Origin of the sequence: Nitrosomonas mobilis (assembly GCF_900103035.1) — a bacterium.
GTDB lineage: Bacteria > Pseudomonadota > Gammaproteobacteria > Burkholderiales > Nitrosomonadaceae > Nitrosomonas > Nitrosomonas mobilis.
This window is the reverse complement of sequence record NZ_FMWO01000018.1, coordinates 1-13668: the sequence shown is the minus strand read 5'-3', so window position 1 is coordinate 13668 and position 13668 is coordinate 1. Positions and strand designations below refer to the sequence as shown.

At 50.9% G+C, this 13668-nt stretch carries 14 protein-coding genes; 9 read left to right on the top strand and 5 right to left on the bottom strand.

All coding sequences use genetic code 11. The features are described 5' to 3' along the window. The first annotated feature begins 12 nt into the window (after positions 1-12). From NSMM_RS00570 to NSMM_RS00535, 6 genes are all read left to right on the top strand, one after another. Positions 13-957, top strand: a complete 945-nt coding sequence (locus tag NSMM_RS00570; protein ID WP_090283566.1) for an IS1595 family transposase — start codon at positions 13-15, stop codon at positions 955-957. A gap of 23 nt (positions 958-980) precedes the next feature. After that, positions 981-1562: a gamma-glutamyltransferase gene (locus NSMM_RS00565; RefSeq protein ID WP_218120943.1), complete on the top strand. Its 582-nt coding sequence runs from the start codon at positions 981-983 to the stop codon at positions 1560-1562. Positions 1563-1986: 424 nt separating this feature from the next. Continuing rightward, complete coding sequence (locus NSMM_RS00555; protein ID WP_090283561.1) at positions 1987-3510, top strand: phospholipase D family protein; 1524 nt, start codon at positions 1987-1989, stop codon at positions 3508-3510. A 512-nt stretch (positions 3511-4022) separates the two neighbouring features. Then, positions 4023-4334 carry a transposase gene (locus tag NSMM_RS00545; RefSeq protein WP_090283558.1) on the top strand — a complete coding sequence of 104 codons (312 nt, stop codon included), beginning with the start codon at positions 4023-4025 and terminating at the stop codon, positions 4332-4334. A 252-nt stretch (positions 4335-4586) separates the two neighbouring features. Further along, entirely contained in the window at positions 4587-5120 is a 534-nt protein-coding gene (locus tag NSMM_RS15860) for a hypothetical protein (protein WP_090283556.1), read from the top strand. Between the two features lie 195 nt (positions 5121-5315). After that, positions 5316-6059 (top strand): DUF6969 family protein, encoded by a 744-nt coding sequence (locus NSMM_RS00535; RefSeq protein ID WP_090283554.1) that lies wholly within the window; start codon positions 5316-5318, stop codon positions 6057-6059. A gap of 82 nt (positions 6060-6141) precedes the next feature. Here the strand turns inward: NSMM_RS00535 and NSMM_RS17250 are convergent, their stop codons facing one another. From NSMM_RS17250 to NSMM_RS17245, 4 genes are all read right to left on the bottom strand, one after another. Next, the gene (locus tag NSMM_RS17250; protein ID WP_090283552.1) at positions 6142-6387 is read right to left on the bottom strand and encodes an anti-sigma factor family protein; all 246 of its coding nucleotides are present in this window, start codon (positions 6385-6387) and stop codon (positions 6142-6144) included. A gap of 16 nt (positions 6388-6403) precedes the next feature. Next, positions 6404-6973 (bottom strand): sigma-70 family RNA polymerase sigma factor, encoded by a 570-nt coding sequence (locus tag NSMM_RS00525; protein ID WP_090283551.1) that lies wholly within the window; start codon positions 6971-6973, stop codon positions 6404-6406. 10 nt (positions 6974-6983) lie between these two features. Next, positions 6984-7190 (bottom strand): GDCCVxC domain-containing (seleno)protein, encoded by a 207-nt coding sequence (locus NSMM_RS16265; protein ID WP_483814932.1) that lies wholly within the window; start codon positions 7188-7190, stop codon positions 6984-6986. Between the two features lie 63 nt (positions 7191-7253). Next, the gene (locus NSMM_RS17245; protein WP_090283547.1) at positions 7254-8018 is read right to left on the bottom strand and encodes a transposase zinc-binding domain-containing protein; all 765 of its coding nucleotides are present in this window, start codon (positions 8016-8018) and stop codon (positions 7254-7256) included. Between the two features lie 156 nt (positions 8019-8174). On the opposite strand from NSMM_RS17245, the gene NSMM_RS15855 reads away from it, so the two are divergent. The 3 genes from NSMM_RS15855 to putA are packed head-to-tail and all read left to right on the top strand — an operon-like array spanning position 8175 to position 12674. Then, complete coding sequence (locus NSMM_RS15855; protein ID WP_218120942.1) at positions 8175-8669, top strand: FAD-dependent oxidoreductase; 495 nt, start codon at positions 8175-8177, stop codon at positions 8667-8669. Next, positions 8659-8988, top strand: a complete 330-nt coding sequence (locus NSMM_RS15850) for an NAD(P)/FAD-dependent oxidoreductase (RefSeq protein ID WP_218120941.1) — start codon at positions 8659-8661, stop codon at positions 8986-8988. The genes NSMM_RS15855 and NSMM_RS15850 overlap by 11 nt, the downstream gene beginning before the upstream one ends. Before the next feature lie 26 nt (positions 8989-9014). Then, positions 9015-12674: a bifunctional proline dehydrogenase/L-glutamate gamma-semialdehyde dehydrogenase PutA gene (gene putA, locus NSMM_RS00505; protein WP_090283545.1), complete on the top strand. Its 3660-nt coding sequence runs from the start codon at positions 9015-9017 to the stop codon at positions 12672-12674. A gap of 41 nt (positions 12675-12715) precedes the next feature. Here the strand turns inward: putA and NSMM_RS00500 are convergent, their stop codons facing one another. Further along, positions 12716-13666, bottom strand: a complete 951-nt coding sequence (locus NSMM_RS00500) for an IS1595 family transposase (protein ID WP_090283515.1) — start codon at positions 13664-13666, stop codon at positions 12716-12718. Positions 13667-13668: the final 2 nt, after the last annotated feature.

Genomic DNA, 13668 nt, shown 5'->3' with positions numbered 1-13668 from the left:
ATATTTAAGCGGATGAATAAAATTCAGTTTCAGGCAGGCCTGTCACTGCATGAATTTCTGCATCAATATGGCACGGAAGCACAATGTGAAGCAGCATTGTTTGCTGCGAGGTGGCCACATGGCTGGAGATGCCTGCGCTGCGATGGGGAGCGATATTCCTGTACCCATAACGGCCGCAAGCTATGGGAATGCCTGGATTGTGGCTACCAATGTTCTTCAATTGTCGGCACCGTGTTTGAAAATACTAAATTACCGCTAAGAACCTGGTTTCTGGCCATTTACTTGATGACGCAAAGCAAGAATGCGGTCAGTGCATTGGAACTCAAACGTCAGCTGGGGGTAAGTTACAAAACGGCATGGTCGATCAAGCATAAGCTGTTACAGACCATGCTGCTGCGCGAAGAGCAACGCCGTCTGGATGGACGCGTGGAGGTTGACGATGCTTATCTGGGAGGTGAAAGGCCGGGAAAGCGCGGGCGGGGCGCGGCAAGTAAGACGCCATTTGTAGCGGCAATACAAACAAACAGCGAGGGGAAGCCACTTTATATACGCTTGACTCCCGTAGCGGGTTTTACATATGAAGCGCTCAAACAGTGGTCGGCTGAATGTCTGTCATCTACTGCACGAGTCGTATCTGATGGTTTGGGGTGTTTCGGGGCGGTTACGCATACAGCCGCGCAGCATGAGCGCCATATTGTGGGAAGTGGCAAATCTGCTGTGCAGCGTGCCGAGTTTCGCTGGGTCAATACGCTTCTTGGCAATCTCAAGACTGCCTTCAGCGGAACCTACCATGCATTCAATCACGCCAAGTATGCACAGCGCTATCTTGCAGAATTCTCCTATCGCTTCAATCGCCGTTTTGATTTGGCTGCCATGGTGCCGCGATTGCTGCGCGCCGCCGCAACGACAGAACCTCTTCCGATCGGTATATTGAGAATTTCTGAGATAGGTAACTAATCAGGAAATCTTTTGACCATAAAGTGCCTGATGGCGATACCGTGCATTTTTGTGTCGCTGACGCCAATGGTTTAGTCGTATCAAATATTCAGTCTATTTATCATGACTTTGGCTCGTGTTTTGTGGGTGGTGATACCGGTATTTTAATGCAAAACCGTGGCAGTTTCTTTTCGCTAGATACTAACCACCCGAATCGACTGGAGCCAAAAAAGAAAACCTTTCATACCATCATCCCAGCAATGTTAATGAAAGATAACAAGCCTGTGCTCGCCTATGGCACGATGGGCGGGGAAGGACAGCCGCAAACTCAGGCAGCAATATTAACGCGGATATTGGATTTTAATTTTAACGTGCAACAAGCTATTGAAGCACCACGCTGGTTAATGGGACGCACATGGGGAATGGCTACACGGGACCTTTTCCTGGAGTCACGCATTAGCGATGAAATAGTCCGCGAGCTAAAACTTCGCTCTCATCCTACTAAAATGGTTGCCCAGTGGGAGTCAACCCTGGGGCATGCTCAAGTGATACGCATCAATCATGAGTCTGGGTTTTATGAAGGTGGAGCGGATCCCAGGGGTGACGGCGCAGCAATGGGATTCTAAATGGCTATATCATCGTTAATTGTTGGTTACTGTAAATAAACACGAGTCATCATTTATAAACAAGTCATTAACCCAAAAACCAGCAATTGATATTTTATTAAAAATTCATTTAGTTACATGGACACCGCTAACTAACGATGACATAGTTTTCTAAATCCTAGATCAGTTTTGTGTCAACTTTAACAATAAGGATAATTCTGGTTAACAAAGTCGGTCTTGGCTGGAATAGAACTATGGCGCATGTTAAAAAAGCGACAAACCGACAGTTCCCCGTTGGCATAGGAGCAGTTTTTCGCATTAGCGCTGTTAGGATAGCTGCGTCCAATGATTGCCGCATGTACGAGACTGGGGAAACTCGCGACAAAACTGCATTCGCCATGCCTGGCGCGGACAGTCCGGCTCCTCCACAAAAAGATACGATACGATGTGGCTTCTGAAAGTCTCGTCCGCTCTGTTAATCTTGGCCGCATTCGCAATTGTGCTAGCGCGGATCGTTTTCGCCCTTCCGGGCGCCAAGGGTAGGGTTGACGATGTCGCTCTGCCGCCCCCGAAAGACGGACCGCTGGCCGATCGAGCTGCGCGGAATCGTCCCGGCCTGACTGGCGTCGCACCCCTCGGGAGTGGCGCGGACGCTTTCGCCGCGCGTATCCTGCTGGCGGATGCCGCCGTCTCCTCCATCGACGCGCAATACTACATCTGGCACGGCGACCTGACCGGCTCGCTCCTGCTCGATGCCTTGCGCCGCGCGGCGGATCGTGGCGTGCGCGTGCGACTGCTGCTGGATGACAACGGCACCTCCGGTCTCGATGCAGAAATCGCACAACTCGACGCGCACGAGAATGCCGAGGTCCGGCTCTACAACCCGTTCAACCTGCGTCGTTTCAAAGCGCTGAGCTTTGGCTTCGACTTCTTCCGCCTGAACCGGAGAATGCACAACAAGTCGTTCACCGTTGACGGTCTCGCCACAATCGTCGGTGGGCGCAATATTGGTGACGAATACTTCGGAATCGGCCCCACACCCCTGTTCGTCGATCTGGACGTATTGGCCGTAGGCAAGATCGTCCCTGAGGTGACCGCCGATTTCGACCGCTACTGGGCCAGTCCCTCGGTCCACATGGCCGGAACCATCGTCGCGGCGACCGGCGGCGATCCAATCGCCGCACGGTTGGCACGCTGGCGTGATGATCCCCGGTTCTACAAATACAAGGCAATCCTGAAGGCATCGAACCTCATAACGCCTCTATCCAAGGGCACGCTTGATCTGGAATGGACCGATGCCGTGCTGGTCAGCGATGACCCGATAAAGGGGCAAGGGGCGGTTCCGCGCGAGGATCTTCTGACTGGCCAGTTGACCCGCGCGGTTGGCTCCATCGAGAGGCGCCTCGACGGCGTCACGCCCTACTTCGTCCCCGGCACGGCGGGCGTCGAAGCCTTCGCCACGCTGGAAGCCAGGGGTATCGCAGTCCGCATGCTGACCAACTCACTGGAGGCCACGGACGTCCTGCCGGTCCATTCGGGTTACGCCAAGCGGCGAGAGGCAATGCTCGAATCCGGCGTCGCCCTGTACGAGCTTCGTCGCATGGCCGTGCCGGATACCCCTGATGATCTGGGCATCTTCGGCTTTTCGGGAGCAAGCCTGCACGCCAAGACCTTCGCAGTCGACGGCATACGCATATTCATCGGCTCGTTCAACTTTGATCCACGCTCAATCCAGCTCAACACCGAAATGGGTCTGCTGATCGACAGTGAGGCCCTCGCGAACAGGCTGCATGCGGCTTTTGATGACTGTTTTAGCGGTCTCGCCTGGCGGGTTGAGGCGCGGAATGGCGAGCTTGCATGGGTCGATTTTGCGGCCGGCACGGTCACCACGGAGGAGCCGGGGTCAAGCAGGTTCCGAAACCTCGCGTTGAAGGTGGTCGGGTGGCTACCGGTAGAGTGGCTTCTCTAGAGCCTGTCTGGCTTTACCAATCGTAGCGAGGGAAACCGATTTGATTCAGGTTTTTCTGTTAGGCGATAATTATAAAAATACTCGCCACATGAGTGCAACCGGATAGCTTCGTCGCATCGATTCAGGCAGACCGTACCTCACCGTGACTCCTTGGCGAAGTACGTCGCACACTTTTTTATAAAGTCACGCTCCATCTTCACTTCTGCTAATTCTCGTTTAGCTCTGGATAGCTCTATCTCAAGTTCAGTCAGCGGCTTCTGATGCTTGCCTACTGTAGCGAGCTCTCCCCCTTTGTCAGCATAAATCCAGTTTTTAGTGCCCCTTCGGTGTCGACAGCCGTTTTGTTGTTGCTTCAATCAGAGCCAATTCACTCCCTTTGAAAAACTTAATTGATTCCTTCCAAAATTCCTGACTATATTGTGTGTGGGGTAATTCCATATCCATCCTCCATTTCATGTCTTCATTTTATGAAACTTCGGACTCCATGAAAATCAGCATACCTCACCGAGGAATTGAGCTGTTTTGCCGGAGTTACTGATGTTGGCTGCCAGCACCGGGCAATCGTTGCGGACAGTCACAGGCCTAAGGATTTGCCAGAATTCAACTGGATCAATACGATTCTGAGCAAACTAAAAACCAGCCTGGTTGGCGCTTATCATGCATTCGTTTTTACTAAATACGGAACCCGTTACCTTGGTGCATTTGTTTACCGTCTCTACCGGCGCTTCCATCTTGAAGCGCTCCCTCTACGCTTGTTCGTCGCCGCAGCCACTATCGGTTCTCGCCCAGCACGTTGGCTGCGACAAGCTGAAGAATCTTTCTAATCAGGAAGGCCGAAGGGTGGAAATATTCTATGAAACCACTAAAAGCCTGACAAGCGCCGTAGAAGACACAGAACGCTATCCAGTTTCATGATTCGATGATGATCCCGCCCTTGACGTACAGGTCGCCGTTTAATTGGATGTAGCAAAGATTATTGTAAGGGAATCAATTTATCTTCGACTAAGTTGCAAGAGTTTGGATATTTGTACTGAATTCTTGTTTCATTTCACAACTTAATCTCAGGAGAAATAACAATGAAAAAACGTCAGAACCTTTTGACCGTGACCTCTTCCATGGTAGCAGGCTTACTGGCAGTTTCCATGAGCGCACCGACGTTTGCTGAAGGCAATCCATGCGCGCCAAAAGCAAAAGCACAATCTCAGCAAGGTACGAAAAATCCCTGTGTTGGCAAAAATCCCTGCGCGGCCAGGAACCCCTGTGCCACCAAGAATCCTTGCGCAGCCAAAAATCCCTGTGCCGCAGGTGACCGGGTTGATTCCAGGACATTAACCCGGCCTGCAGGGACTAAACCCTATCAAGGCAACCAAACCGCTTTGTTAAATGAAGGAAAAGCGTTGTGGAACAGCAAAGCAATCAGTCATAATAATTCCATAGCCTGCTCAAGCTGTCATCAGAATGGCACCGAAATGCTACAACCTGATTTTGCCAAACCCTACCCACACTTTGTACAAATGGCACAAGATGCTGCCGGAATGGAATCAATCACCCTGGAAGGAATGGTGCAGTTATGCATGATCAAACCCATGCAAAGCAAGCCATTTGCCTGAGATTCACGGCAACTTGCCGCATTAACCGCATATACAGCGGAGTTACAGAAAAAATTCAAGCCGGTGGCAAATGCGGCTAATCCGTGCGCCGCAAGAAATCCTTGTGCACCGAGAAACCCATGTGCAACAAAATCATACTAATAAACGGTCAGAGAGGTTACGATGAGGCGCTGATACAGGCTTCATCGCTTTTTTATGAACGACAACACATTTGAAATAGATAATAACGTTTTCACCAAATTATCCCGCATACAGCTTGAGCTGATGGCTGACGCCGGCGCCCGGATTATCGAATGCTACCGGGTATTGCAAAAAGGCGGGCTTAATATTGTTGGAGAAGTACTGAAAGGGCAAGGCGAGTTTTACGAGCTGGAGCACTATCCTAAAGATGATGTGTTTGATGGGGAAACAAACAGTCAGTATTACTATCATGCTCACCGTGCCGAGACCAGCGAAAATGGGCATTTCCATACATTTCTGCGTCAACCGGGAATGCCGCCTGGATTATTGCCCGTTCCTCACGACGGGGCTGAATCCTGGCCGGAAGGACGTGACTCGCTCTCCCATCTCATCGGCATTTCAATGGATGCCTACGGTTTTCCACTCGGACTATTCGCAACCAATCGATGGGTAACAGCCGAAGCCTGGTATAAGGCCGAAGATGTCATTGCCATGCTGGATCATTTCAGGATCGACCATGCCTATCCTTCGTGGCCGGTTAATTTATGGATTTCCGCCATGCTGGTTTTATTCCGGCCGCAGATAGAAGCGCTAATACAACAGCGTGATCAGATAATTGCCGATTGGAAGCTCAAGCATACAGGCATGGATGTTTATGAGGACCGGGAGCTTGAGATCACAGGTTACGCATCTATCAATGTTGAACAGCAGATTAGGCATGTTGTAGCGGCAATCGGTAAACATGACATGTCAACATGATATCTTTGTTTCTCATAACTCATTATCATTTTTTTAAAGATGACGCACATGAATTGACTCTTTTCTTGGCTCCTTTTTACGATCAGCCATTACCCTGTTTATCATTCAGCATATTGGCGATTCGTTGCCTTGCTTCATTAGTTAACCGAAGACCCTGATTAGTTCTGGATTGACGTGATGCTCTACGTAAAAACTGGAGCTGCCGCGTAAAATTAGTGCAGCTGCGGCATAAGATCAGATGTATATTTAATGTGATTCTTTTCCAAAATGATAATTCTTCATCCATTGCTCGAGAAGCCAACTGGCTGGCTTGTTTACAATTTAACATTTAACTTGCCATCCCATTAATCCATCCAGTTAGTCTTTAAGCATCTATTCAGGGACAATCGCGCACGATGCATAATTACCCACACATTAGTCGGGCTGAGCGCAAAATCCTTACAGATATCCTCATTGCTCATGCCATAAATTTCTTTAGCAAGAAATACTTCAACTTGCTTTGGTTTCAATCCAGATAAACACTCCTGAAAGATTTCCCAGAATTCTTTTTGTTGCAAGGCTGATTCCGGGTCAGGAAACGCATCCGGTTTTTCAATCCATCGGCCATTGGCTCTAAAAAAGTTATCCAGACTATCTCCCTCATCCTGATCAAACAGATCACCAACGGCTACTTCACGTCCCTGCTGTCTGAAATGATCAATCAGCTTGTGCTTTAGTATGCCGACAAGCCATGTGCGAGTCGTCGACGCATTAGAAAAAGTATTTTTAGCAGTTATTGCCGCTAGCAGTGTTTCTTGAACGAGATCTTCAGCGACATGCGTATCCTTCGCTTTTAAAAGCGCGTAACTGAACAGGTAATCACCATACTCCTCCAGCCATGCTTTAGTATTTGAGTCATTATTACCTGCAATCATACGAAACTTATCAAGAAAGATTGCAGCAGCTTGTCCCAGTCTGCCTGGGTGGACATATCACCGTTCCATAGGAGCAAAAGACACAGCAATCACCCGGTTTCGGCCGTAATAGAGCGTTGCAGTTTGTACATTCATAAAAATATAAACAGGCATCAGTGGGCATAGTTTCCTGTTTAATGAAACCGCAAGACGGACAGGTCAGATCTGATCCAAGCATAATTGTTTTCATAAATCACTCAAAAATATGGGATGCACATCAACCATCAGCAAGCGAAGCGCATCATGAGGCGCGTTTCCTCCCCTCTCTGATCCAACTCTCAATTTGAACCCTCGATCGCGACGGCGACGTCGCGCATGCGCACGTCTTCGAGTTCATGGCTCGCGCCCCGGCGTCACGGCGAGGCCGAGTTGGTGTATCGCTGATCTCACCCGAGCGGACGCGAAGCGTTCCCCGCTCGAGGGTGAGCGCCGCTGTGGTCGCGTGCTCCACGCGAAGATGGCCGACGTTTGCGATTCCACTTTCTACGCTGATCTCAGCGTCGAAGAGAACCTCGAGTTCGCGTATAGGAAAAATAAACGCAGAGCAGAGCAGATGCGGATGGGCCGCGAGGAGATAACGCAGCGGAATCGGCAATGATAGCACCCATTGCCGCACGGGTACATTGGGAATGACGTGATCGACCAGGTGGGCAGCTGTCTGCGCCATGCGCCGTCCACCGCACGAAGGACAGAACCCCCGCCGTTTGCAGGAAAAGGCGACCAGCTTTTCATGGGTGCAGTCGACACAGCGCAGGCGCAGAAAACCATGCGCTAAAATGCCGCATTCAAGGAAGGCATCAAACTCGTCTTTGACAAAATCGGGCAAGCCCGATCCGGTTTCAGCCTCAACTTGCGCAAAGAAGGTCTCCACGTGTTCTTGCACCAACTGGTACAGGATGGTCTCTACCGGCCGGTGTCGTTCATAGTGAGTGCGTTTCCCCGCATCCGTGTGGTGGGCGGATGCGTGTAGATTCTCTTGTGGGTTGCGGTATGCAGCCGTTGACATGATCTCTGAGAGTGATGTTCGTTCTCAAAGTATCGACTTCTCGGGCCAGGCCTTGAATTGCTAATTCACTCTGGTGAAAAAGGGCGTCTATTTTCCCTATTCGCAGGTGAGCGACAAGGTCTATGCCGCCGACTATGCGGTGCCGACGCAGCGAAGATGACCGCGGCGATCAGCGATTTGCATACGGCATATGTTGATGCCGCCGCTTGCTCCAGGCATCTACAAGTGGAGCACCAATGTGCAGGTTGCATCAGGTACGACCGTCACGCTTTCAGGGCTGAAGGTCCGTCATTACATACCCACAGTATCCCGCAAAGCGTGGAGAAGCGTAGCGATGGCAGTCTGACTTTACATTTGGATAACGGCGAGAATTATATAGTTGACGCCATGATTTGGGCTGTTGGCCGTGCGCCCTCAACAGGTAATATCGGCTTAGAGAATACCGGCGTCAAATTAGACAAAAAAGGGTATGTCATCGTTGATGACCAGCAAAATACCACTGCCAAAGGCATCTATTGTGCCGGCGACTGCATGGCTGGCGGCGTGGAACTTACACCTGTCGCCATTAAAGCCGGACGTACGCTGTCTGAGCGGCTGTTCAATGGTATGTCAGCTGCAAAGGTGGACTACAATTCCCACCGTGGTGTTTAGCCATCCAGTCATTGGCGCCTTGGGCTTGACCGAATCTGAAGCATATTCCCATTATGGCAAGGAAAATGTAAAGGTATATACCTCCAATTTTACCGCCATGTATACTGCGGTTACTAGCCACCGGCAACCATGCAAGATAAAGCTGGTGTGTGCCGGCTTGGAGGAAAAAGTGGTGGGTGTTCATGGAATCGGCTATGGTATGGATGAAATTCTCCAGGGCTTTGCTGTGGCCGTTAAGATGGGTGCGACTAAAGCTGACTTCGATGCGGCATTGGCGATTCATCCGACCAGTGCGGAAGAGTTTGTTACCATGCGTTAATTTCTTCCTAAAACCCAAGGTCTGCTATGCGCCAACTGGATCAGATACGCGAGCAAATTCGCCAGGCGACACTCGGTGATGAGGTAAAGACAATCACGCAACTGCTAGCTGGTATGAAAGTCAGCGAAAAGCAACGAAAAGCGATTGTTGAGCAAGCGGCTTCCTGGGTTAAGATTATCCGAACGGACTGCAGTCCGGGTCTGATGGAAAGCTTTCTGGCCGAATATGGCTTGTCTACGCATGAAGGTGTGGCGCTTATGTGCCTGGCGGAAGCCTATTTGCGGGTGCCGGATGAAGAAACCTTGGATGAGCTGATTCAAGACAAGATCACGCCGCAAGATTTTGCTCGTCATTTGGGGCGCTCGAGTTCAATGATGGTAAATGCCTCTTCTTGGGGGCTTATGCTGACTGGGAACATCTTGTCGGAATCCGACCATCACGGGATTATTTCAGTTTTGCAAAAACTAATAAGACGCGCCGGAGAACCGCTGATTCGGACAACCATAAAGCAGATGATGAAGCGCATGGGCGAGCATTTTGTGCTGGGAAAAACCATTGCGGATGCCATTGAAAATGGACAGCGCTGGCAGGATAAAGGCTACCGGTATTCCTTTGACATGCTGGGTGAGGCGGCGCTAACTCAGGCTGATGCGCATCGTTATGAGATGGCCTACGCCAACGCGATTGTGGAACTTTCCCGTTACTGTACCGGCGAAAACATTCGCACTAATCCCGGTATTTCAGTCAAGCTATCGGCTCTATATCCGCGCTATGAATATCTGCAAAAACAGGCAGTAATGGACAATTTGTTGCCGGTCATACGCTCATTGTGCCTGCTCGCCAAAAAAGTGGGGATAGGGTTAAATATTGATGCCGAGGAAGCGGAGCGGCTAGATCTGTCACTAGATATTATTCAGGCGTTGCTCGCAGATCCTAGCCTTAGAGACTGGCATGGATTGGGGGTGGTCGTACAGGCGTATAGCTATCGCGCGCCGTGGATATTGGATTGGTTGTATAGTACAGCGCAACAGCACAATACCTTTTTGATGGTGCGATTGGTTAAAGGCGCGTATTGGGACCGTGAAATTAAACGTTCCCAGGAGCTGGGCCTCATCGGTTATCCGGTGTATACGCGCAAGAATAATACTGATTTAAGTTATTGGTATTGCGCGCAAAAGTTGCTCAAACAGCGTGATCGCATCTTTCCGCAATTCGCCACTCATAATGCGCATACTGTAGCGGCGATTCTGGAAATGACCCGGGATGAAGATTCGGCAGCACATAGCTATGAATTCCAGCGGCTGCATGGCATGGGGGAAGACTTGCACGAACTGGTGCGTACCCAACATCAGGCGCCGGTTCGGATTTATGCGCCGGTGGGTGTGCACCGGGATTTGTTGGCTTACCTGGTGCGGCGTCTGCTGGAGAATGGCGCCAATGCATCCTTTGTTCATCTGTTGCTGGATACGGCCATTCCGCCACGTGAAGTTGTCGCCGATCCGATGAACATCGCGCATAAATGGCTGCTGCATCCTACGTCCGGGGTTGTTCCACCGAACTCTCTTTTTCAACCCGAAAGAATGAATTCAAAAGGTTTTGATTGGCAAAGCACGCTTGATATTGCAGCGATTGAGGCCATGCGCATGCCATTTGCGAATAAACAATGGGTGGCTGCGCCGTTGATAGCACCAACAAATAGCGCCGCTATTCCGGCAGGTGAGGCGCTGCCGGTGTGTGATCCTGCAACAGGGGAGCAAGTCGGCCAGATAACCGAGGCCAGTCTTGCTCAACTGGAACAGGCCATTGTGAGTGCGACGAAAGCCCAACCGGCGTGGCATCGGCTGGGGAGTATTGAACGCGAAAAATATTTGCTGCAGGCGGCAGATTTGTTTGAGGCGCAAGCTGGGGAGATAGTTGCACTGCTGGCCCGCGAAGCCGGAAAAACGATACAGGATGCGATTGCCGAGCTGCGCGAGGCGGTAGATTTTCTTCGCTACTATGCTGCCCGCAGTGAGTATATAGCCGATCCGCGTCAACCATTGGGCGTGGTGGCTTGTATTTCGCCTTGGAATTTTCCTTTGGCTATCTTTACCGCTCAGCTCAGCGCCGCATTAGCGGTGGGTAATGCGGTTCTCGTCAAACCAGCGCAAGCGACGCCTTTAATCGCGCATCTGGCTGTCAACCTGATGCATCAGGCTGGCGTTCCTGCTGATGTGCTGCAATTTGTTCCTGGCAAAGGCAGTGAAATCGGTATGGCTCTGAGCAGCCATCCATCGATTAGCGGCCTAGTATTTACTGGCTCGCTTGCTACCGCCAAACAAATAGAAGCCGCTTTGTGCGCCGAAGAGAATCATGAAGCGGTGCTAATTGCAGAAACCGGCGGTTTGAATGCCATGATGGTAGACTCCTCCGCTTTGCCTGAGCAGGCTGTCAATGACATCATGACCGCCGCCTTTCGTTCCGCTGGACAGCGGTGCTCAGCCTTGCGTATCGTGTATGTGCAGACGGATATTGCCGAGCGTGTAATGGAAATGTTAAAGGGCGCCATGGCCATGCTCAAGCTCGGGAATCCCTGGATGCTGGACAGTGATCTGGGACCGGTCATCGATGCTCAGGCGCAGATGAGCATCCAAGCCTATATTGAGCGGCATCGTGAAGCGGTTTTGACGCAAGTGTCGGCGCCGGATCAAGGTTGTTACGTTTCTCCCACGCTGATCCAGGTGCAGGGGATCGCCGACCTGACCCATGAGGTATTTGGGCCTGTTTTACATGTCGCCCTATTTGAGGCGGAGGAATTGGACCAGGTGATAAAAGAGATCAATGCCGCTGGCTATGGTCTTACATTTGCCTTGCATACCCGCATTGATTCGCGGGTGCAGCGCATCATGGATACGCTTAAGATTGGGAATATTTATGTCAATCGCAACCAGATTGGCGCCGTTGTTGGCTCGCAACCTTTTGGCGGTGAAGGTTTGTCTGGCACGGGGCCGAAAGCGGGCGGACCTTATTATGTGGAAAGATTGGTGCGGACGGATGAGGATGGCGCAGCGAAAATGGCTGGGTTCGAACCGGCAGGCAAGCTTTTGGACAATACCTTGGCGCAACAAGCTGCGCATCAACTGTTGACGCAGAAACCAGCGAAATTTGAGCAACTGTTACCCCTTACGCCAGAGTTGGCGGCAAATTATGCGCCAGTTATCACAGCCTGCCGCCAAGCATTGAAACAGAAACGCCGGTTACCGGGACCGACCGGTGAAGAAAATCTGCTTACCTTGCATGCGCGGGGGTTGGTCGTGGTGGCAAGTCCTGATCCTGATATTGCCTTCCGGCAAGTATTACAAGCATTGTATTGTGGCAACCCGGTAATGATATTTAATACGCAGTTTAGTGTTGAACAACATAAGTGCTTGGCGAATTGCATTCAGATTTTTGTAACGGATGAAGGGCTGGGAATAGACACGGTGCGTGAAATGGAGGCGTTGGCCTGTTTAGTGTTTACGCCCAGCGGAGAAAAACAGAAAGAATTGGCGCAAGCTTATCGCCGCGCGCTGGCTGAACGGAAGGGGCCGATTGTGCGTTTTGTGTCCGCGGTGCTGGCGCCGATGTTGTATATGGTTGAGCGGCATTTGTGCATTAATACTGCCGCGGCGGGAGGCAATATCCGTCTAATTGCGCAAGCTAAATAGGGCTGCTCCACTAACAGCAGACATGTCAAAATACAACCTGATTAGTTACCTGTCTCAGAAATTCTCAATATACCGATCGGAAGAGGTTCTGTCGTTGCGGCGGCGCGCAGCAATCGCGGCACCATGGCAGCCAAATCAAAACGGCGATTGAAGCGATAGGAGAATTCTGCAAGATAGCGCTGTGCATACTTGGCGTGATTGAATGCATGGTAGGTTCCGCTGAAGGCAGTCTTGAGATTGCCAAGAAGCGTATTGACCCAGCGAAACTCGGCACGCTGCACAGCAGATTTGCCACTTCCCACAATATGGCGCTCATGCTGCGCGGCTGTATGCGTAACCGCCCCGAAACACCCCAAACCATCAGATACGACTCGTGCAGTAGATGACAGACATTCAGCCGACCACTGTTTGAGCGCTTCATATGTAAAACCCGCTACGGGGGTCAAGCGTATATAAAGTGGCTTCCCCTCGCTGTTTGTTTGTATTGCCGCTACAAATGGCGTCTTACTTGCCGCGCCCCGCCCGCGCTTTCCCGGCCTTTCACCTCCCAGATAAGCATCGTCAACCTCCACGCGTCCATCCAGACGGCGTTGCTCTTCGCGCAGCAGCATGGTCTGTAACAGCTTATGCTTGATCGACCATGCCGTTTTGTAACTTACCCCCAGCTGACGTTTGAGTTCCAATGCACTGACCGCATTCTTGCTTTGCGTCATCAAGTAAATGGCCAGAAACCAGGTTCTTAGCGGTAATTTAGTATTTTCAAACACGGTGCCGACAATTGAAGAACATTGGTAGCCACAATCCAGGCATTCCCATAGCTTGCGGCCGTTATGGGTACAGGAATATCGCTCCCCATCGCAGCGCAGGCATCTCCAGCCATGTGGCCACCTCGCAGCAAACAATGCTGCTTCACATTGTGCTTCCGTGCCATATTGATGCAGAAATTCATGCAGTGACAGGCCTGCCTGAAACTGAATTTTATTCATCGCCATTG

What these genes read in the sequence shown, in the direction of transcription:
- NSMM_RS00570 (WP_090283566.1), top strand. Translation starts at nt 13, where the DNA reads ATGAATAAAATTCAGTTTCAGGCAGGCCTGTCACTGCATGAATTTCTG.
- NSMM_RS00555 (WP_090283561.1), top strand. Translation starts at nt 1,987, where the DNA reads ATGTGGCTTCTGAAAGTCTCGTCCGCTCTGTTAATCTTGGCCGCATTC.
- NSMM_RS15860 (WP_090283556.1), top strand. Translation starts at nt 4,587, where the DNA reads ATGAAAAAACGTCAGAACCTTTTGACCGTGACCTCTTCCATGGTAGCA.
- NSMM_RS00535 (WP_090283554.1), top strand. Translation starts at nt 5,316, where the DNA reads ATGAACGACAACACATTTGAAATAGATAATAACGTTTTCACCAAATTA.
- NSMM_RS17250 (WP_090283552.1), bottom strand. Translation starts at nt 6,387, where the DNA reads ATGTTAAATTGTAAACAAGCCAGCCAGTTGGCTTCTCGAGCAATGGAT.
- NSMM_RS00525 (WP_090283551.1), bottom strand. Translation starts at nt 6,973, where the DNA reads ATGATTGCAGGTAATAATGACTCAAATACTAAAGCATGGCTGGAGGAG.
- NSMM_RS16265 (WP_483814932.1), bottom strand. Translation starts at nt 7,190, where the DNA reads ATGCTTGGATCAGATCTGACCTGTCCGTCTTGCGGTTTCATTAAACAG.
- NSMM_RS17245 (WP_090283547.1), bottom strand. Translation starts at nt 8,018, where the DNA reads ATGTCAACGGCTGCATACCGCAACCCACAAGAGAATCTACACGCATCC.
- NSMM_RS15855 (WP_218120942.1), top strand. Translation starts at nt 8,175, where the DNA reads ATGACCGCGGCGATCAGCGATTTGCATACGGCATATGTTGATGCCGCC.
- putA (WP_090283545.1), top strand. Translation starts at nt 9,015, where the DNA reads ATGCGCCAACTGGATCAGATACGCGAGCAAATTCGCCAGGCGACACTC.
- NSMM_RS00500 (WP_090283515.1), bottom strand. Translation starts at nt 13,666, where the DNA reads ATGGCGATGAATAAAATTCAGTTTCAGGCAGGCCTGTCACTGCATGAA.